The 17666-nt window shown below is 66.6% G+C and carries 15 protein-coding genes and 1 riboswitch; of the genes, 5 read left to right on the top strand and 10 right to left on the bottom strand.

Annotated elements, in window-relative coordinates; genetic code table 11:
- Nucleotides 1-104: 104 nt before the first annotated feature.
- Together DFLDMN_RS22660 and DFLDMN_RS22655 are read left to right on the top strand one after the other, a co-directional pair.
- Entirely contained in the window at nucleotides 105-776 is a 672-nt protein-coding gene (locus DFLDMN_RS22660) for an SOS response-associated peptidase (RefSeq protein WP_423200541.1), read from the top strand.
- 98 nt (nucleotides 777-874) lie between these two features.
- Nucleotides 875-1957 carry a calcium:proton antiporter gene (locus DFLDMN_RS22655; RefSeq protein WP_423200120.1) on the top strand — a complete coding sequence of 361 codons (1083 nt, stop codon included), beginning with the start codon at nucleotides 875-877 and terminating at the stop codon, nucleotides 1955-1957.
- A gap of 33 nt (nucleotides 1958-1990) precedes the next feature.
- Here DFLDMN_RS22655 and DFLDMN_RS22650 read toward each other — a convergent pair whose 3' ends face one another.
- From DFLDMN_RS22650 to DFLDMN_RS22625, 6 genes are all read right to left on the bottom strand, one after another.
- Nucleotides 1991-2575 carry a TetR/AcrR family transcriptional regulator gene (locus DFLDMN_RS22650; protein ID WP_423200119.1) on the bottom strand — a complete coding sequence of 195 codons (585 nt, stop codon included), beginning with the start codon at nucleotides 2573-2575 and terminating at the stop codon, nucleotides 1991-1993.
- 138 nt (nucleotides 2576-2713) lie between these two features.
- Complete coding sequence (locus DFLDMN_RS22645; RefSeq protein WP_423200118.1) at nucleotides 2714-3628, bottom strand: LysR family transcriptional regulator; 915 nt, start codon at nucleotides 3626-3628, stop codon at nucleotides 2714-2716.
- Between the two features lie 227 nt (nucleotides 3629-3855).
- Nucleotides 3856-5289 (bottom strand): dihydrolipoyl dehydrogenase, encoded by a 1434-nt coding sequence (locus tag DFLDMN_RS22640; RefSeq protein ID WP_423200117.1) that lies wholly within the window; start codon nucleotides 5287-5289, stop codon nucleotides 3856-3858.
- A gap of 107 nt (nucleotides 5290-5396) precedes the next feature.
- Nucleotides 5397-6131 carry a glutathione peroxidase gene (locus DFLDMN_RS22635; RefSeq protein WP_423200116.1) on the bottom strand — a complete coding sequence of 245 codons (735 nt, stop codon included), beginning with the start codon at nucleotides 6129-6131 and terminating at the stop codon, nucleotides 5397-5399.
- Nucleotides 6132-6418: 287 nt separating this feature from the next.
- On the bottom strand, nucleotides 6419-6898 hold the full coding sequence (locus DFLDMN_RS22630) for a DUF1348 family protein (RefSeq protein ID WP_423200115.1): 480 nt from the start codon (nucleotides 6896-6898) through the stop codon (nucleotides 6419-6421).
- Between the two features lie 236 nt (nucleotides 6899-7134).
- Nucleotides 7135-7977, bottom strand: a complete 843-nt coding sequence (locus DFLDMN_RS22625; RefSeq protein WP_423200114.1) for a class I SAM-dependent methyltransferase — start codon at nucleotides 7975-7977, stop codon at nucleotides 7135-7137.
- A gap of 293 nt (nucleotides 7978-8270) precedes the next feature.
- Nucleotides 8271-8434, top strand: a riboswitch (glycine riboswitch).
- Between the two features lie 48 nt (nucleotides 8435-8482).
- Between DFLDMN_RS22625 and DFLDMN_RS22620 the strand changes: the two genes are divergently transcribed.
- Complete coding sequence (locus DFLDMN_RS22620; protein ID WP_423200113.1) at nucleotides 8483-9781, top strand: D-amino acid dehydrogenase; 1299 nt, start codon at nucleotides 8483-8485, stop codon at nucleotides 9779-9781.
- Between the two features lie 45 nt (nucleotides 9782-9826).
- Here DFLDMN_RS22620 and DFLDMN_RS22615 read toward each other — a convergent pair whose 3' ends face one another.
- Together DFLDMN_RS22615 and DFLDMN_RS22610 are read right to left on the bottom strand one after the other, a co-directional pair.
- Complete coding sequence (locus tag DFLDMN_RS22615) at nucleotides 9827-10903, bottom strand: alpha/beta fold hydrolase (protein ID WP_423200112.1); 1077 nt, start codon at nucleotides 10901-10903, stop codon at nucleotides 9827-9829.
- Nucleotides 10904-11146: 243 nt separating this feature from the next.
- Entirely contained in the window at nucleotides 11147-11524 is a 378-nt protein-coding gene (locus tag DFLDMN_RS22610; protein ID WP_423200111.1) for a hypothetical protein, read from the bottom strand.
- A 680-nt stretch (nucleotides 11525-12204) separates the two neighbouring features.
- Here DFLDMN_RS22610 and DFLDMN_RS22605 point away from each other — a divergent pair.
- Nucleotides 12205-13179, top strand: coding sequence for a hypothetical protein (locus DFLDMN_RS22605; RefSeq protein WP_423200110.1), 975 nt, complete (start codon nucleotides 12205-12207; stop codon nucleotides 13177-13179).
- 210 nt (nucleotides 13180-13389) lie between these two features.
- Nucleotides 13390-13941 carry a ferritin-like domain-containing protein gene (locus tag DFLDMN_RS22600; protein WP_423200109.1) on the top strand — a complete coding sequence of 184 codons (552 nt, stop codon included), beginning with the start codon at nucleotides 13390-13392 and terminating at the stop codon, nucleotides 13939-13941.
- Between the two features lie 44 nt (nucleotides 13942-13985).
- Here DFLDMN_RS22600 and DFLDMN_RS22595 read toward each other — a convergent pair whose 3' ends face one another.
- Together DFLDMN_RS22595 and DFLDMN_RS22590 are read right to left on the bottom strand one after the other, a co-directional pair.
- Nucleotides 13986-14966: a tripartite tricarboxylate transporter substrate binding protein gene (locus DFLDMN_RS22595; RefSeq protein WP_423200108.1), complete on the bottom strand. Its 981-nt coding sequence runs from the start codon at nucleotides 14964-14966 to the stop codon at nucleotides 13986-13988.
- Nucleotides 14967-15130: 164 nt separating this feature from the next.
- A complete protein-coding gene (locus tag DFLDMN_RS22590) occupies nucleotides 15131-16927 on the bottom strand; it encodes an FAD-dependent oxidoreductase (RefSeq protein WP_423200107.1) in 1797 nt (598 codons plus the stop codon).
- Nucleotides 16928-17666: the final 739 nt, after the last annotated feature.

The raw sequence follows: 17666 nt of genomic DNA, 5'->3' as shown, positions 1-17666 counted from the left end.
GCGGTGGCACGATGCGCTCATGCGTGGCCCTGGGGCGACCGGCGGACCAGGGCCACTGGGGCAACACGGGCAACACGGGCAACACGGGACGGGAGGCCACGACGATGTGCACCAACTATGCACCGGTCCAGCGCCGGATCCTGCGCGAGATCTTTGGCGTGGAACCGCCGGCCGACCCGTATCGCGCCGAAACCTACCCCGACTATCCCGCGCCGATCGTGCGCATGACCGCCGATGGCATGCGGCAGGGGCTGCTGGCGACCTTCGGCATGGTGCCGCGCAAGCGCACACCCGCCGGGGGCCGGCGCTACGACACCACCAATGCGCGCAGCGAAACCGTGGGCGAGCGGCCCGCGTTCTCGCGCGCATGGCGGCAGGGCCAGCGCTGCCTGGTGCCGCTGTCGGCGTTCTATGAATTCGCCTACCCGGAAAGCGGCACACCCGCGGCGCCGGGCAAGCCGGTGCGATGGCGCGTATGGCTGCCCGATGCCGAAGCGTTCGCGGTGGCCGGCCTGTGGCGCGACTGGCCGGATGGCCTGTGCTCGTTCACCATGCTCACGATCCATGCCGGCGACCACGCCGTGCTCTCGCGCTTTCACAAACCCGGCGACGAGAAGCGCGGCCTCGTGATCGTGCCGCGCGACCAGTGGGACGACTGGCTCGGCTGCCGCGACCCCGAGATGGCCCGCACCTTCCTGCGGCTCTACCCGGCCGATGCCATGGCCGCTGCGCCCGCCCCCAAGATCCAGGGCGCGCCCATTCCGTTCTCGGATTGAACCTGCCCTACCCGCCCATGGTCATCTATTGCACAATGCGGTATGGCCGGTGCAAGGCACAGCCGCCTCGGATGACACCAGAACAAGGAAAACAACGCATGGCGACTTCGAACAAACTGCCGCACTGGACGATCTGGTGCCCCCTCGCCGCCTGGATCGCGTTCGGTCTCGGCATTGCCATGCCGGGCCAGGGCTGGATCATCGCGCTCATGGCACTGGCGCTCGCCGGTGCCGTGTTTGCCGGCGTGCATCACGCCGAGGTGGTCGCGCACAAGGTCGGCGAACCGTTCGGGACGCTGGTGCTGGCGATTGCGGTCACGGTGATCGAGGTCGCGCTGATCGTCTCGGTGATGCTGTCGGCCGGCCCGGAAAAAGCGGGGCTGGCACGCGATACGGTGTTCGCCGCCGTCATGATCATCTGCAATGGCATTGTCGGCCTCTGCCTGTTCGTCGGCGCGCTCCATCATCGTGAGCAGGCCTTCCAGGCGCCGGGCGCCAATGCCGCCATGGCGGTGCTGGTGGCGCTGCTGGTGCTGACCATGGTGCTGCCCAATTTCACCAGCACCACGCCGGGCCCGGTCCTGTCGTCGTCGCAACTGGCGTTTTCCGGCGCCATGTCGCTGGTGCTGTATGGCTGCTTTGTCTTCGTGCAGACCGTGCGCCACCGCGACTATTTTCTGGTGGAAGGCACCACCGACGAGAACGAGCACGCGCCGCCGCCGCCGGGACGGGTGGCCGCGGCCAGCGGCGTCCTGCTGATCGTCGCGCTGGTGGCGGTGGTGGCGCTGGCCAAGCTGCTGTCCCCTTCGGTGGAGGCGGCGGTCCTCAACGCGGGCATGCCGGTGGCCGTGGTCGGCGTGGTCATCGCCGCGCTGGTGCTGTTGCCGGAAGGACTGGCCGCCCTGCGCGCGGCCCGCACCGACCGGCTGCAGACCAGCCTCAACCTGGCACTGGGTTCCGCGCTGGCCAGTATCGGCCTCACGATTCCGACCGTCGCGGCCGTGTTCATCACGATCGGCCGGCCGCTCGAACTCGGGCTCGGGCCCAAGGAGATGGTGCTGCTGTTCCTGACCGTGATCGTGGCGTCGCTGACGCTCGGCATGGGACGCACCACCATCCTGCAGGGCGTGGTCCATCTCGTGATATTCGCGGCCTACCTGTTCCTCACGATCGTGCCCTGAGCTCGGCTTGCCCTGACGTGCCCGAGCCTCGGGCTAGTGCGCCGCGCCACGCGCGGCATCGGCATGCAGGCGGCCGAGCAGGCGCCGCCCGGCCGCGATGACCTCCGGGTCGGCGTGCATCTGGTAGCGCACGATCATTCCCTCCACGCACAGCATGGCTTCGGCAGCGACCGCCTGCGGCGCGGCCAGGCCGAGATCGCGCGCCAGCTGCGTCAGGAAGTCTTCCAGCGACGCCTTGTGCGACACCGCGTGCTCGACCAGCCGCGGATCGTCGCCCGCGCCGCCGCCCGCTTCGGCCACCACATTGATAAACGAGCAGCCGCGGTAGTCGTCGCTGGTAAACCATTCCGCCAGCGCATCGGCCAGCACGTCGAGGTTGCGGCGCTGTTCGAGCTGGCGCCGGACCGCGCCCTCGAACCAGTGCATCCAGAAGTCGTGCCGGCGCTCCAGGTAGGCGGCGATCAGGTCGTTCTTGGACGGGAAATGCCGGTACAGCGACATCTTGGCCACGCCCGACTCGGCGATGATCCTGTCAACCCCGGTGGCGCGATAACCATCGCGGTAGAACAGACGGGCGGCGGTGTCGAGAATACGGTCTCGTGCCGAAAGCGTGGCCATGGCAGTGCTCGGTATACGGTAGATAATCGCCATTATAGGAGACAGATCTGTCTACCAATCAATCCGGTTCCGCGCTGTCCGTCCGCGCGTTGTCCGTCCGCCTTGTGAGTCGGCTTTGTGCGTCGGCTTTGTCCGCCCTCATGGCCATTGCCAGGCGGGACGGTTCAGGTGCTCGGCAAAGAAGTCGGACAGCGCACGGATCTTGGCGGGTCGGGCGCGCGCCGACGGTGTCACGAAATACAGGCCACCGCGCGCCATGTGCCACTGCGGCAGGATGCGCTCCAGGCGGCCATCGACGAGGTATTCGCTGGCAATGAACTCGGGCAGCTCCGAGATGGCCAGCCCCTCCAGCAGCACGGGAATCATCGCTTCCGAGTTGGTCACGCGCAGCGGACCGCGCGGCAGCACGCTTTCCTGGGTGCCATCGTCGTGGGTAAATTTCCATTCCTGGGTGCGGGCGCGATAGGCGTAGCTCAGGCACGCGCGGTCAGCCAGCTCGCGCGGGTGCTGCGGGCGTCCGTGCCGCGCCAGATAGGCCGGGGACGCGACGAGGTACTGCGTGACCGAGCACAGCTGCCGCGCGACCAGCGACGAATCGGGCAGAACGGCAATGCGCAAGGCGGCGTCGAAACCGTCCGCAATCAGGTCGACGGTCGCATCCGAGAGATGCAGGTCGACCGACAGTTCCGGGTAGCGCACGAACAGCTTGGGCAGCAGCGGCGCGACCCAGCGCATGCCGAACGCCATCGGCACCGCTAGTCGCACGAGGCCGCGCGGGCTGACCGACAGCTCCATCGCCTCGCTCTCCAGTTCTTCAGCCTGGCGGAAGATCTCGCCCGCCTTGTTGGCAACGCTGGCGCCAAACTCGGTCAGCGACAACTGGCGCGAGGTGCGATTGAGCAAGCGCCCGCCGAGCCGCTCCTCCAGCCGCGCCACCGCCCGCGACACGGTCGGCACCGATACGCCCATGGTGCGCGCGGCGGCGGCAAACGAGCCTTCCTCCGCCACCTTGGCGAACATCGCGATGCCTTCGAAATCCGGAAACTTGCTCATTTCATTTTTGCAACGAAGCGTTTCCGGGAATTCTATTTTGAATGCATCAACGCTGTCGATGAAGGCGGCAAGATTCTGGAAAGCACCGGCGGAAACCTGCCGCCCTCCAGAAGCTGACCGCCGACCGGACCTTCTCCCCATAAAAAAAAAGAAGGCCGGACGCGCCTACGACAGCTGTGCGCCCGGCCTCCACCAGACCCCTGGTGACAGAGGAACAACAAGGAAAATCAGGCGGCCAGCTTGACCTCGCCGCGTGCCGCGCGGGCCTCGGCCAGCCGGGTCTCGGCATCGCGCAGCGCAGTGCGCAGGCCTTCTTCCACCACCGGGTGGTAGAACGGCATGGCCAGCATCTGGGCGATCGTCAGGCCTTGCTGATACGACCATGCCAGCAGGTGCGCGATATTCTCGGCGCGCGGGCCGGTCCATTCGGCGCCGAGGAAGCGGCCCGAATCGATATCCGCATAGACATGCATCAGGCCCCGGTTCTTCAGCATGACGCGGCTGCGGCCCTGGTCCTCGAAGCTGACCGCGCCGGTGACGAAGGTGCCGGTGTCGAGATCGGCGTGGCGCTTGCCGACCATCGCGATCTGCGGATCGGAGAACACCACGGCCAGCGGCGCACGGCGCGACAGCGACTTGAGGTTGGGCCACGCCGCCGCGTTTTCGCCGGCCAGACGGCCCTCATCGGCGGCCTCGTGCAGCAGCGGCAGGATATTGTTGGCGTCCCCGGCGATAAACACGGGGGCATCACCGCATTGCAGGGTTTCCGCATCGAACACCGGCACGCCGCGCATGTCGAGCCGCAGGCTGGTGTTCTCGAGCCCGAGCCGGGCCACGTTGGGGCGGCGGCCGGTGGCGGCCAGCACGTATGCAAAGCGCTCCGTCACGGTATCGCCGCTCGCGGCATCGACAAAGGTGAGGACCGCTTCGTCGCCCTCGCGGCGCATGTCCAGCACCTTGGCATCGGTATCGAGCGGGAATTCGGCATTGAAGGTCTGCGCGGCATAGGCACGGATGGCCGGATCCGAGAGCGGTCCCACCGCGCCGCCGAGGCCGAATACGCGTACCCGCACGCCGAGGCGATGCAACGCCTGGCCGAGTTCGAGGCCGATCACGCCCGGGCCGAACACGGCCACGCTGGCAGGCAGGTCCTCCCATGCAAACACATCGTCGTTGACGATCAGGCGATCGCCGAAGGCGGTCAGGGCCGGCGGCACCGCCGGCGTGGAGCCGGTAGCGATCACCACGCGGCTGGCCTGCACGATGGTGTCGTCGCCCACGCCCAGCGTGGTGTCGTCGATAAATGTGGCATACCCGCGCAGGCGATCCGCGGCCGGAATCGACTCCACACCGCGCACCACAAAACCGACAAAGCGGTCGCGCTCGCCGCGCACCCGGGCCATCACCTCGCGGCCCTCGATGCGCACCGCACCATCCACATGCACGCCGAAGGCGGCGGTATGGCGCGCTTCATGGGCGGCCTCGGCGGCGGCAATCAGCAGCTTGGACGGCATGCAGCCCACGCGGGCGCAGGTGGTGCCATAGGGGCCGCCTTCGATGATCACGGCGCGCATGCCGGCCGCAATCGCGGCGCGGTATGCAGCGAGGCCCGCGGTGCCGGCGCCGATCACGGCGACGTCGGTTTGAATGGTGGTCTGCATGACGATTCCTGGTGATTGCGTTTTTTTGGGCAAGCCGGTGCCAACGGGTCCGGCAAGTGCCGGACCGCGCAGGCGGTAACTGCGGTTTCAGGAAGGAACGGGGCCGGTCAGGCGGCCTTGAGGTACTGCTCGACGGCTTCGGCGCCGCCGATCAGCTTGCCGTTGATGAAGACCTGCGGTGCGGTCATGTTGCCGGAGATGGCGCCCAGCACCTTGCCCCGGACCTTGTGCTCCAGCGGCACGTCGATGTACTCGTAGCCGTGGTCCGACAGCAGTTGCTTGGCCTTGGCACAGAACGAGCAGCCCACCTTGGAGAACACCACCACCTGGTCCGGCTTGCGGGCGTCCGGGGCGATGTAGGCCAGCATCGTGTCGGCATCGGACACCTTGAACGGGTCGCCCGGCTCTTCCGGCTCGATGAACATCTTGTCGACCACGCCATCCTTGACCAGCATCGAATAGCGCCAGCTGCGCTTGCCGAAGCCAAGGTCGGCCTTGTCGACCAGCATGCCCATGCCATCGGTGAACTCGCCGTTGCCGTCAGGGATCATCACGATGTTTTCGGACTCCTGGTCCTTGGCCCATTCGTTCATCACGAAGGTGTCGTTCACCGATACGCACAGGATCGCGTCCACGCCGTGCTTGGCAAACACCGGGGCCAGCTCGTTATAGCGCGGCAGGTGGGTGGACGAGCAGGTCGGCGTAAAGGCGCCCGGCAGCGAGAACAGGGCCACGGTCTTGCCAGCGAACAGCTCGCTCGTGGTCACGTCCTTCCATTCGTTGTTCTCGCGAACACGGAACGTCACGTTGGGTACGCGTTGGCCTTCACGGGATTGCAGCATCGGTATGACTCCAGAAATAAACAGTAAGTAAGGTAAGGCAGTTCAGAGCGTCGGGTTATCTTGTCGCCACGTCCTGCAGCGAAGGCCTCATTCTGTCGGCGCCAGGCACGTCTGTACAATTCATCGTTTCAAAGCGACCGATTGATAGTTCCTATATCGGCCCGATAACCCGGGATCGCCGCCACCAACGAAAAAGGGACGGCCGCAGCCGTCCCTCCATGCTGCCACGCCGACGCCCGACGTGGCCAATTGCGTGTCCTGTGGGCGTGTCCCGTGGGCGCGTTCCCTTACAGGCCGAGGTCGCTCAGCCCCGGATGATCGTCGGGACGCCGGCCCAGCGGCCAATGGAACTTGCGCTCCGATTCCTTGATCGGCATATCGTTAATGCAGGCAAAGCGGCGCTGCATCAGACCGTTCTCGTCGAACTCCCAGTTCTCGTTGCCATAGGAGCGGAACCAGTGGCCAGAGTCGTCATGCCATTCGTAGGCGTAGCGCACCGCGATGCGATTGCCTTCGTACGCCCACAGCTCCTTGATCAGGCGGTAGTCGAGTTCCTTGTTCCATTTGCGCGTGAGGAATTCCACGATCTGCGGACGACCGTTGACGAACTCGGCCCGATTGCGCCACGCGCTGTCGACGGTATAGGCCAGCGATACGCGCTGCGGATCGCGGCTGTTCCAGCCATCCTCCGCGCCGCGTACCTTGGCGATAGCGCTTTCACGGGTAAACGGCGGGACCGGCGGACGGACTTCGGGGGAATTCGACATGACAGGGCTCCTCAAGGATGGGTCAGGGAAATCGGATCTGGAACAAATTGCACGACAACCACGATCTGCACCGGCGGCCACATCCGGCCAAAATGATACAGATCTGTCTACTAGTCTGGAGTAGACAGATCTGTATGTCAAGCGCGCTTTGCAAGAAGGCTCCGGGCACGGGGCGGAAGCGCGGGCGGAGGTGCGGGCAAAGCGCGGCGCCGCCCGCCCCGCGCGCCCGACCGCAGCTAGTGCCGGGTGATGACCACCTCCAGGTATTCGCTGGGCACCACCATGGCCTCGCTGCCGGCCACGTTGAGGCTGTCGAGGAGATCGGTGAGGTCGCGCGTGAGCGCATCGGCACGGTCGGGTGGCAACGCGGCGAAGGCCTTGTGCACGGGGCCGTACCAGGTGCGGAATACCTCGATGAAATGCGCGGGCGACCGGTAGCGGAAGCGGAACATGCGAGGCGTGACCGCGATAGTCACGCCATGAGGATCGAACAGTGTGTGCAGATGTTCCTCCACGCCCCACCTGGACGGTGGCGCGACGTCGGGCGGCGGTGGCACATACGCACCGAGCGCCTTGAACATCTGCCCGACGAATCCCTGCGGCGTCCAGTTGGCCAGGCCGATGCGGCCGCCGGGTCGGCACACGCGCGCCATTTCCGCCGCGCATTGCTTCTGGTCGGGCGCGAACATCACGCCAAAGGTGGATAGCACGGCGTCGAAGCTGCCATCGTCGAATGGCAGGGCCTCGGCATCCGCCTGCCGGAAGGTCACGTCGAAGCGTTCCGCGCGGGCACGCTCGGCGCCACGCTCGAGCAAGGTGCCCACGTAATCGGTCGAGGTCACCTTGCAGCCGCGGCGAGCGGCCGCCAGCGTGGCGTTGCCGTTGCCGGCGGCCACGTCCAGTACCGCTTCGTCCCAGCGCAGATCGCAGGCTTCCGCCAGTTGCTCGCCCACGAGTTGCAGCGTGGTGCCGATCACCGCATAGTCGCCGCTGGCCCATGCGGCCTGCTGGCGGCCCTTGAGCGCGGTGAGATCGGTGGGCGCCGGGTTGGCGGACGCCGGGGTGGTAGATGAGGCCATGGGAAGTCCTTTCCGTCCGACGCGATCGCAGTCGCCGTGCAGGCATCGTGTCGGGCGTGGCAAGAGGGGGCGCGTGCACCGGTTGCCCGCGCACTACCCAGCGTAGTCCATCGGGACGCGGGCACCGGCATGCCGCGCCCGTGCCTTGCGGAATGCCATGCACGCGTGTTACTGTCGCGCCATCCAGGAGAACGGTGCGCCCTTGCGGCGACCGTACCGAAGGCGTAACCCTCGGAACGCTCAGGTGCACGGGTGCCAGACACCCCATGTGCGAAGACTGGATCGACGGACTAGACCGACAAACTGGAGAGCGTTGCACGCGTGGGCACGCCGGCAGATCAACAGGCCGGCATCACCCGGCGAGGCAGCCGCCGAAGGGGCAAGCCAGCGCCGGTCCGCGCATGCAACGCGCGGCTGGCATGGCGAATCTCTCAGGCAAAAGGACAGTGGGGGCAGGCGGATCATGATGATCCGCCTGCCCCCTTTACTTTCCGGAGCCTGAGAAATGAAAGTCATCGTTATGGGGGCGGGCGTGATCGGCGTCGCCTCGGCGTGGTACCTGGCCAAGGCCGGGCATGAAGTCACGGTCCTCGAGCGCAACAACGGCGCGGCGCGCGAGACCAGTTTCGGCAACGGCGGACAGATCTCCGTCAGCCACGCCGAACCCTGGGCCAATCCGGCCGCGCCGTGGAAGCTCCTGCGCTGGCTCGGCCGCGAGGATGCGCCGTTGCTGTTCCGCCTGCGCGCCGATCCGGCACAGTGGTCGTGGGGCCTCAAGTTCCTGCGCGAATGCGCGGCGCGCCGCTCCACGCACAACATGATCCAGATCCTCAACCTGGGCACCTATAGCCGCGCCAGCCTGCAGGCATTGCGGCAGGAGACCGGCATCGAGTACGACCAGCTCACGCGCGGCATCCTGCATTTCTATACCAGCCAGAAGGAATTCGATGCCGCCATCGAGCCGGCGCGCATCATGCGCGAACTCGGTTGCGAGCGGCGCGTGGTCGGCCCGGACGAAGTGGTCCGGCTCGAACCCGCCCTGGCCTCGATCGCGCCGCGCCTGGCCGGCGCCACCTACACGAGCCAGGACGAGTCCGGCGATGTGCACCGCTTTACCACGCGGCTTGCGGCCTTGTGCGAGGCCCATGGCGTGCGCTTCCGCTATGGCGTACGCGTGCAGAAGCTGCATGCCGAAGGCGGCCGCATGCGCGGCGTGGAGTTTGCCGACGAAACCGGCGGCTACCAGATTGCGCGCGCCGATGCCTACGTGCTCGCGCTCGGCAGCTTCAGTCCGATGCTTGCCCGTCCGCTCGGCGTCAAGCTCGATATCTATCCGGCCAAGGGTTACTCGGCCACGCTGCCGGTGCTCGACCCCGCGCGCGCGCCGACGGTCAGCCTGACCGACGACGAGTACAAACTGGTGTTCTCGCGCTTTGGCGACCGCCTGCGCATTGCGGGCACGGCGGAGCTGAACGGCTATGGCATGGCGCTCAATCCGGTGCGTTGCGAAGCCATCGTCCGCCGCACGCTCGACATCTTTCCAGGCATGAGCCGGCCCGAGCTCGCCAGCTACTGGACCGGCCTGCGGCCCGCCACGCCGGGCAATGTGCCGTACATCGGCGCGAGCGGCGTGGACGGGCTCTGGCTCAACACGGGCCACGGCACGCTGGGATGGACGCACGGGTGCGGATCGGGACGTGCCATTGCCGAACTGATCAGCGGGCGTGTGCCCGAAGTGGACTTCGCGTTCAGCGGTGCCCTGCCCGCGCCGGTCACGCCGACGGCATGGCGGCACGCGGCCTGAGCTCGCGTCGGTGACCCGGGACGCCGAGGCAAACGTGCCCGTGCGTCACGCGCGGGGCCGGTCGAAACCGGCCTCGCGCGCGAGCACGATCGCCTGCGAACGGTTCTCCACTTCGAGCTTGGAGAAGATGCTCGTGATGTGATTGCGCACGGTCTTCTCGCACAGCCCCAGGTGCGCGGCGATCTGCGCGTTGTCGCGCCCTTGCGCGATCAGCACCACGATATCGCGTTCGCGCCGCGTCAGCGTGGTGAAGGCCGGGTCCGCCACCGGCTGCGACGCCGGCAGGAACGCGCGCACCTCCTCGAGCCAGCGGTCCCACGCGGGCTCGTCTTCGAGCAGCAGATGGTTGCCGCTCTCCAGCGGCACGAAATGCGCGCGCGGGATCATGCTCGCGATCAGGCGGCCCTCGTCGAACGGCACGCGCGCATCGGCAACCGCATGCAGCACCAGCGTCGGGCAGGCGACCTGCGGCAGCAGGTCCACCACGTCGATATCGTTGAAGACGCGCATAAAGCGCGCCGCGTTCTTTGGCGAGGTGGAAACCCGTTCCAGCTCGTTGAACCAGCGATGCTGCGCGGCGGTGCCGCCGGGAATGAACTGGGAGGTGAAGAACTGGCGGAAGGCCGGATTCTCCTGCCCCCAGCCCAGCTCGGCAAGGCGCGCCATCAGTTCCGCTTCCTCGCGCTTCTCGGGCGTGGGGTTGCGCTTGAGCCGGCCGCGCGCATAGCCGCCATGCACGATCAGATGCGTCACACGCTCGGGGTGCCTGACCGCGTACGCCACCGCGATCGACGCGCCCTGCGAGATGCCGAGCAACGGAAAGCGGTCCACGCCGGTGGCATCGACGATGGTTTCCAGGTCGCGCAGCCATGCGGCGAACGAGAGGTCCTCAACATGACGGTCCGACAGACCGCAGCCGCGTTCGTCATAGCGCACGAAAGTGTGATCCTCCGACAGCGCGCACATCATATGGCTCCACACCGGACTGGCCACATCGAATTCAAGATGGCTCATCCAGTTGGCCGCCTTGACCAGCGGCGGCCCGCGGCCGGAGATGGCATACGCCAGCCGCACGCCATCGAGGCTGGTGCACAGGCGTATCTGTTGCTTGAGCGTCGGCATGGGCGACTTCCGCGGGCAGGTTGCGGGCGCGAGCCAGGCGGCGCACGGCACGCGCACGGCACCATCGGCTCGCCGTGTCCGGACAGGACGGGTGATTCCATCAGATTAGCAAAGGATATCTGGCGCGTCGGCCAAGAGAGGGCCCGCCGGCCGTATGCGATGCACCGGCCGGGGAAAAACATAGCGCGTGCGCCGCATGGGCGCCTTATCTATCTGCTCTGCGCAACATCGGTTTCCGTCTGGTCATGCCTGGCGATACAGGCAGTCGCTACCGGCCGTGGTGATACGGCCGCCGCCTTCCGTGTAGGGATCACGCGTACCGTTGTGCGCCCCGTTGCCGTAGGGGTCGGTACGGTCCGTGGCCATCCCGTCCGTGTACGGATCGAAGCCACCCGCCTTGCACACCGACCTGCCCGCCGGCGCGGCGACAGCCAGCATGGCGGCCTCCGCCGACGGCATGCGCGCGCCGTCGGTAAAGGGGTCGCGCGGGCCGGTGTGAGCCACCGCGAGCGGTAACGACGATGACGATGGCGCCGCGCCACGGTCGGCATGAGCGAGGCCGGACAGGCCGGCGGCCATGGCAAAAGCGGCAAGCAGGGTCTTGGCATGATTCGTACGCATATCTAACTCCAACTCCAACGGAGGACCGCATGGCATCGTGCCGACGCGGCAGGGTCCTCGTGCGGGCGATCGCGCTTGGGTGTGACTGGCCGCACGGGATCGCCCTTGCCGTGGCTGCCTGGTCTTGACGCATCTCAGGGCCCGCAAGTCGCGCGGGCCTGCACGCATCCGACGCATGGATCTGTTGATGGCCGTACCGATGGATTCGTTGGCGTGGAGTTTGGGTAAAACCCGCGTGTCCGACATGAGGCCGAGGTCCCGCCCCGGGGCCGCGCATGCGCGACATTCGGCCAGCATGGCGGCGCCATTACGGGTCAACCATTAGGACCGTGGTCCCGGGTTGCGGGTTATTACGGAGGGCACGCCGTACCGGGCCCGGGGCGGCAGCGCCATCGCGCCATGCCGCGCCGATGTCCCGGCATGGCGAGGTGGATCGCGGCTACCAGCCGATACAGCGCTGTCGTGCGATTGCCCGCACCATCCATCGCGCCGTGAAAGCCCGCGCGCGCGCCGTGTCTAAGATCGTTTTCAGGCCGACCGGGACCGTGGTCCCGGCTCACGGGCTGTCCTGGCCGCGTGCCCGCGCGCATTCCGGGACGTGGGCCTCAGGTCCGGGCCGAGCCTCGCTGGAATCATTGCCAGACGTCCGCAACGGACGGAAACAACGACAGGAGTCCCGCATGCAAGCCGCAACCATCGACACCCAACGCTACGCCCGCTGCATCGCCACCTCACGGCGTATCCGCTGGGATATCGACCAGGACGTGATCCGCCAGCGCAAGTTCGACCTCTCCCACAAGTTCCTGCCCGACGGGCTGTCGCTCGCCAACGAGCTGCCCTTCCTTGGCGAGTCGGAGCAGCGCTTCCTGAGCCAGGTACAGGGTCGCACCTACGCCAACATGTTCCGGCTCGTGGAGCGATTCATCGGCGCCAAGATCCTCGAGATCTCGCGCGATCACTGGCTCGGCGACCAGGTCGCGCTGGAAGCCCTGGTGCGCTTTACCGACGAGGAACTGAAGCACCAGGAACTGTTCCGTCGCGTCGAGCAACTGGCCGCCGAAGGCATGCCCGACGGCTACCGGTTCACACCCGATGCCAACGACGTGGCGAGCTTCGTGCTGGGCAAGCGCACCTGGGCCGTGCTCGGCCTCACCTGCCATGTCGAGCTGATCTCGCAGTCGCACTATCGCGCCAGCATCGGTACCGCGCCGGGATTGTCCGACCTGTACAAGGACATCTTCATGTTCCACTGGCGCGAGGAATCGCAGCATGCCATCCTCGACGAAATGGAATGGATGCGCGAGCACGGCAAGCTCGACGCCGCCGAACGCGATGCCGCCGTGGCCGACATGATCGAAATCGTCGGCGCGCTCGACCAGATCCTGCAGCACCAGGCCGAAGCCGATACGGCTTACTTCATGCGGTCGATGCGCGGCATGGCCGGCGAAGCCCCGCGCGCGCATGCGGTCGAGGCCGTGATACTCAAGGCCTACCGCTGGACCTTTATCGTCTCCGGGATGTTGGAGCCGCGCTTTATCAAGCTGATGGACGCGATGACCACCGAGGCGCAACGCGCGCGCATCGAGGCCGCGCTGGCGCCGCTGATGTATGCCATGCCGGCCGCGGGCGTGCCGGTGCCGGCCATGGCCGCGTGACACGCGCAGGGCCTGCGCACGCCGCCGCGCGCGGCGGCGGAGGCCCGTTGCGTCACGTGTAAGAACGAAAGCCGTGCAAGGTGGTGAATGTAAAAACGGCATCCGCCCCGCGCGCCCCCTTGATATATCGAGGAAAATTTACTGGCACACATTCTGCGTTCGTCCGGGGATACCCGATTTCCCACAACGACAGGACGACAAGGAGCTGCCATGTCCGACCAACCTTTCCTGACGGATATCAAAACCCTGCGCGAGCGCGCCCGCCAGCACATCGACGATGGCGCGGTGACGGCCGGCTACGATGCGGCGCGCGATACGGTGATCAAGCTGCTCAACGATGCGCTGGCGACCGAGATCGTCTGCACGCTGCGCTATCGCCGCCACTACTTCATGGCCAAGGGCCCCACCTCCAAGAGCGTGGCGGCGGAATTCCTTGCGCACTCCAACGAAGAACAGGGTCACGCCGATCAGATTGCCGAGCGCATCGTGCAACTGGGCGGCGAACCGGACTTCTCGCCCGATGGGCTGACCACGCGCAGCCATGCGGAGTACGTCGAGGGCGACTCGCTCAGCGACATGATCAAGGAGAACCTCGTGGCCGAGCGCATCGCGATCGACACCTATCGCGAGATCGTGCAATACCTGGGCGACAAGGACCCGACCTCGCGCCGGCTGATGGAGGAGATCCTCGCGGTGGAAGAGGAACACGCGGACGACATGGCGGACCTGCTGGCCGCCACCGGCAATGCGTCGAAGTCATGACGCGCAACAAGCCTGGCCCGCAATAAGCTATCCCACGCAATAGGCTATTCCGGCTGGATCCCGGCCTGCCTGATTTGCGCCGACCAGCGCGTCATTTCCTTGCGCAGCATCTGGTCGGCCTGGGCCGGGCTCATCGTGAGCGGCTCGAAGCCTTCCTTGATCAGGCGCGCCTTCAGTTCGGGTTCGGCCAGCGCCGCGTTGAGGGTCTGATTCAGGCGGTTCAGCACGTCCCTGGGCGTTCCCGCCGGCGCACTGACGATAAACCAGGTTTCGAACGAATAGTGCGGCAGTCCGGCTTCCGCCATGGTGGGCACGTCGGGCATCAGCGGCGAACGTCGGGGGCCCGTCACGGCGAGCGCACGCAGCTTGCCGGCCTGCACCTGCGGCATGGCCGCCGACAGGACCGGAAAGCTCATCTGCACCTGTCCCGCGATAGTGTCGACCATGGCCGGGCCGCCACCCTTGTACGGCACGTGCAGGATCTGCGTGCCCGATTCGGACTTGAACAACTCCGCCGCCATATGGAAGGTACTACCGGTCCCGGCCGAGCCGAAGCTCAGCTTGCCCGGCTGCGACCTGGCGAGTGCGATCAGTTCCCTGACGTTCTTCACGGGCAGGCTGTTGGTTACCACCAGCACATGTTGCGAGGTACCCATGGTGCCGACCGAGGCAAAGTCCCTGGCAGTGTCGAACGGCAACCTGGCGAACAGGAACGGATTGACGGCGAGCGCGACATTGTTGATGGCCAGCGTATAGCCATCGGGCCTGGCCTTGGCCAACTGGTCCATGCCGATATTGCCCGACGCGCCGGCACGATTGTCGGCGACCACCGGCTGGCCGAGCTGCTTGCCCCACGCATCGGTAATCAGGCGGCCCGCGATGTCGACGCTGCCGCCTGGCGCGAAGGGCACGATCAGGCGAATCGGACGGGCAGGGAAGGTTTCGGCGACGGCTTGCGAGCCGGCCGCGAACGCGGCAACGGCGCAGACAGCTTGCACGGCAAGGCGAGCGAACGCGCGTGTCATGGGTAGTCTCCTGTTGGACGCCGGGATCGGGCCCGGTCGAATATCGGCCCCGCCAGTCGACCTCGGTCGAGCTGGCAGGCCTGCAGTGTACCCATGCACCGGGAGGCCCGGATGTCGCGTTCAGACTGACATTGATGCCTGCATTTCACGAATTGCCGGCGAGGTCAGGCCACCGGCGCGCTGACCGCAGGCGCGGCCCTGCCCTCCTGGTTTTGCAGTTCGGCCAGGTAGCTGTGGATCTGCGCGACCACCGCCGCGCCCTCGCCCACCGCCGCCGCGACGCGCTTGGTGGAGCCCGAACGCACATCGCCAATCGCGAACACGCCGGGCACGCTGGTCTCGAGCGTATAGGCACCGCCGTCTTCACCCATCTGACACTTCTTGCGGGCGGCGGCACCGGTCAGCACAAAGCCCTTCTCGTCGGTCTTGACGTTGCAGGCACGCAGCCATTCGGTGTTGGGGGCGGCACCGATAAACAGGAACACGTGGCGCATCGGCACGGCGATCGGCGCGTCGCCCAGGGCACGCTCGCGATAGCGCACCGATTCCAGCCAGCCCTCGCCGTCCATGCCGGTGATCTGCGCATGCGTGTGCAGGTGCACGTTCGGCAGGCTGCGCAGACGATCGATCAGGTAGCGCGACATGGTGGCCTCGAGTCCCGCGCCGCGTACGAGAATATGCACCTCGGCCGCGTGCGAGGCCAGGTACACCGCCGCCTGGCCCGCCGAGTTGCCGCCGCCGATCAGCATCGCGTGCTCGTCCTTGCAGAGCTTGGCCTCGACCGGCGACGCCCAGTAGTAGACGCCACGCCCCTCGTACTGTTCGAGCGCGTCGATCTCCGCGCGCCGGTATTGCGCACCGCTGGCGATCACCACCGTGCGTGCCGGTACCTTGCGGCCGTCCTTCAGTTCGATATGGATCGGATGGTCGCCGCAATGGAGCGCCTTGACTTCGAGCGGAATCGCCACGTGCGCGCCAAACTTCTGCGCCTGCACGAAGGCGCGGCCGGCCAGCGCCTGCCCCGAAATACCGGTGGGAAAGCCCAGGTAGTTTTCGATGCGCGCGCTCGCGCCTGCCTGGCCGCCGGGCGAGCGGCAGTCGATCACGGCCACCGAGAGCCCTTCGGATGCCGCATACACGGCAGTGGCCAGCCCCGCCGGACCCGCGCCTACCACGATGACGTCATAGACGTGGCCCGGTTCGAACTCAGGCACGATGCCGAGGCACGATGCCAGCTGCCCCTCATCCGGTGCGCGCAGCACGCTGCCGTCGGGGCAGATCACCATCGGGAAATCGCTCTGCGGCGCGTTGCTGACATCGAGCAGGCTGGTGGCTTCGTGATCGGTTTCGATGTCGACCACCTTGTGCGGATAGGCATTGCGGCGCAGGAACGCCTGCAGCGAGAGCAGCAACGGCTCGGTGCCACGGCCCACCAGGACCGGGCCGCCACCGCGCTCGATCAGCCCGACCCGGCGCAGGATCAGCGCGCGCATGATGCGCTCGCCGAGCTCCGCTTCCGCCACCAGCAGCGCGCGCAGGCGCGGAGGCGGCACCACCAGCGCGGTGGTGTCTTCCAGCGCAATGGCGTCGACCAGCGCCGGGCGGCCGCTCAGTTGGCCGGTTTCCGCCAGGAACTGTCCGGGACCTTCCTCGTTGATGATGTGGTGGCGGCCCAGGCCATCGCGCTGCAGGATCTGCACCTTGCCGCGCAGGATCACATGCATGCCCGGTCCGCGATCGCCGATCCTGAACATGGTTTCGCCGCCGCGCCACGAGCGCTCCGTGCCAAACCGACGAATCCGTTCGATTTCGACAGGCGTCAGCGTGGGGTACATCTGGTGACGGCGTGACGTCAGCACGGAGAACGGTGCTTCGAGTCCCACCACCGGTTCTGGCTCGGTACGCGGCACGTCCGCCACTTCCGGTTGTTCGATCGCATCCCGCTCGGCCTGCGTTGCCATGCTTTCCCCTTCCACGTTATGTCACTCGTTATGCCACGCGTTGCGCTACGGATACGCGCGCCAGTCGATGCCGGCGTCGCGGACACCGAGATGGGCATCAATGATGTCGCGCCGCCACGACGCCGATGGCGCAACGCATCGATAGTAGCCCGCCTCGCCTCGAATGGCACATGAAGTTTTGCCGAGCCCGCGCACGCGTGCCGCCGCACCAGACCGGCGCCCGGCGCCGTCGATGATGGCCTCTCCCCCGCCCGCTCTGCATGCCGCCCTTCCGCGCGTGGAGGTCGGCGCAGCGCGATGGCACCGATACGGACGTCGCGAATGCCAGGCCGTTAATTGCGACTTACGCGATCGACGTCCGCCCCGTTGTGACATCAGATTGTCCCCGCAGCGATTGCCCGACCTCGTGTGGACGTGATATCGGTAAGGATTTTCTTACATGCAAAGCCGGATATCCCGATATGGGCCGTCATTGTCGTCGTGTGAAAATCGCGCGTTCAAATTGCGCGAATTCTGGCTGAAGCGATAGACGCCGGGCGGTGCCGCGGCGGCCTGATATGGCATGCGGCGGAAGCGATAATTGGCAATGCACGATCCATGCATAAGGCATGGATCAGGCATGGATAAGACATCGACAGGGCATCGACAGGGCATGTTCCGCCGATGCATGGCGTACCGTTTTTTTATCTATCCGTCTCCCCGTTGGGTAGATGCTGCCACGCCCAGGTAGTCCTGGCGG

The organism is Cupriavidus sp. H19C3 (genome assembly GCF_049393815.1).
In the GTDB taxonomy this organism is placed as follows: domain Bacteria; phylum Pseudomonadota; class Gammaproteobacteria; order Burkholderiales; family Burkholderiaceae; genus Cupriavidus.
The sequence above is the reverse complement of the archived record's forward strand: the minus strand, read 5'-3'. Positions and strand labels throughout refer to the sequence as shown.

What these genes read in the sequence shown, in the direction of transcription:
- DFLDMN_RS22660 (WP_423200541.1), top strand. Translation starts at nt 105, where the DNA reads ATGTGCACCAACTATGCACCGGTCCAGCGCCGGATCCTGCGCGAGATC.
- DFLDMN_RS22655 (WP_423200120.1), top strand. Translation starts at nt 875, where the DNA reads ATGGCGACTTCGAACAAACTGCCGCACTGGACGATCTGGTGCCCCCTC.
- DFLDMN_RS22650 (WP_423200119.1), bottom strand. Translation starts at nt 2,575, where the DNA reads ATGGCCACGCTTTCGGCACGAGACCGTATTCTCGACACCGCCGCCCGT.
- DFLDMN_RS22645 (WP_423200118.1), bottom strand. Translation starts at nt 3,628, where the DNA reads ATGAGCAAGTTTCCGGATTTCGAAGGCATCGCGATGTTCGCCAAGGTG.
- DFLDMN_RS22640 (WP_423200117.1), bottom strand. Translation starts at nt 5,289, where the DNA reads ATGCAGACCACCATTCAAACCGACGTCGCCGTGATCGGCGCCGGCACC.
- DFLDMN_RS22635 (WP_423200116.1), bottom strand. Translation starts at nt 6,131, where the DNA reads ATGCTGCAATCCCGTGAAGGCCAACGCGTACCCAACGTGACGTTCCGT.
- DFLDMN_RS22630 (WP_423200115.1), bottom strand. Translation starts at nt 6,898, where the DNA reads ATGTCGAATTCCCCCGAAGTCCGTCCGCCGGTCCCGCCGTTTACCCGT.
- DFLDMN_RS22625 (WP_423200114.1), bottom strand. Translation starts at nt 7,977, where the DNA reads ATGGCCTCATCTACCACCCCGGCGTCCGCCAACCCGGCGCCCACCGAT.
- DFLDMN_RS22620 (WP_423200113.1), top strand. Translation starts at nt 8,483, where the DNA reads ATGAAAGTCATCGTTATGGGGGCGGGCGTGATCGGCGTCGCCTCGGCG.
- DFLDMN_RS22615 (WP_423200112.1), bottom strand. Translation starts at nt 10,903, where the DNA reads ATGCCGACGCTCAAGCAACAGATACGCCTGTGCACCAGCCTCGATGGC.
- DFLDMN_RS22610 (WP_423200111.1), bottom strand. Translation starts at nt 11,524, where the DNA reads ATGCGTACGAATCATGCCAAGACCCTGCTTGCCGCTTTTGCCATGGCC.
- DFLDMN_RS22605 (WP_423200110.1), top strand. Translation starts at nt 12,205, where the DNA reads ATGCAAGCCGCAACCATCGACACCCAACGCTACGCCCGCTGCATCGCC.
- DFLDMN_RS22600 (WP_423200109.1), top strand. Translation starts at nt 13,390, where the DNA reads ATGTCCGACCAACCTTTCCTGACGGATATCAAAACCCTGCGCGAGCGC.
- DFLDMN_RS22595 (WP_423200108.1), bottom strand. Translation starts at nt 14,966, where the DNA reads ATGACACGCGCGTTCGCTCGCCTTGCCGTGCAAGCTGTCTGCGCCGTT.
- DFLDMN_RS22590 (WP_423200107.1), bottom strand. Translation starts at nt 16,927, where the DNA reads ATGGCAACGCAGGCCGAGCGGGATGCGATCGAACAACCGGAAGTGGCG.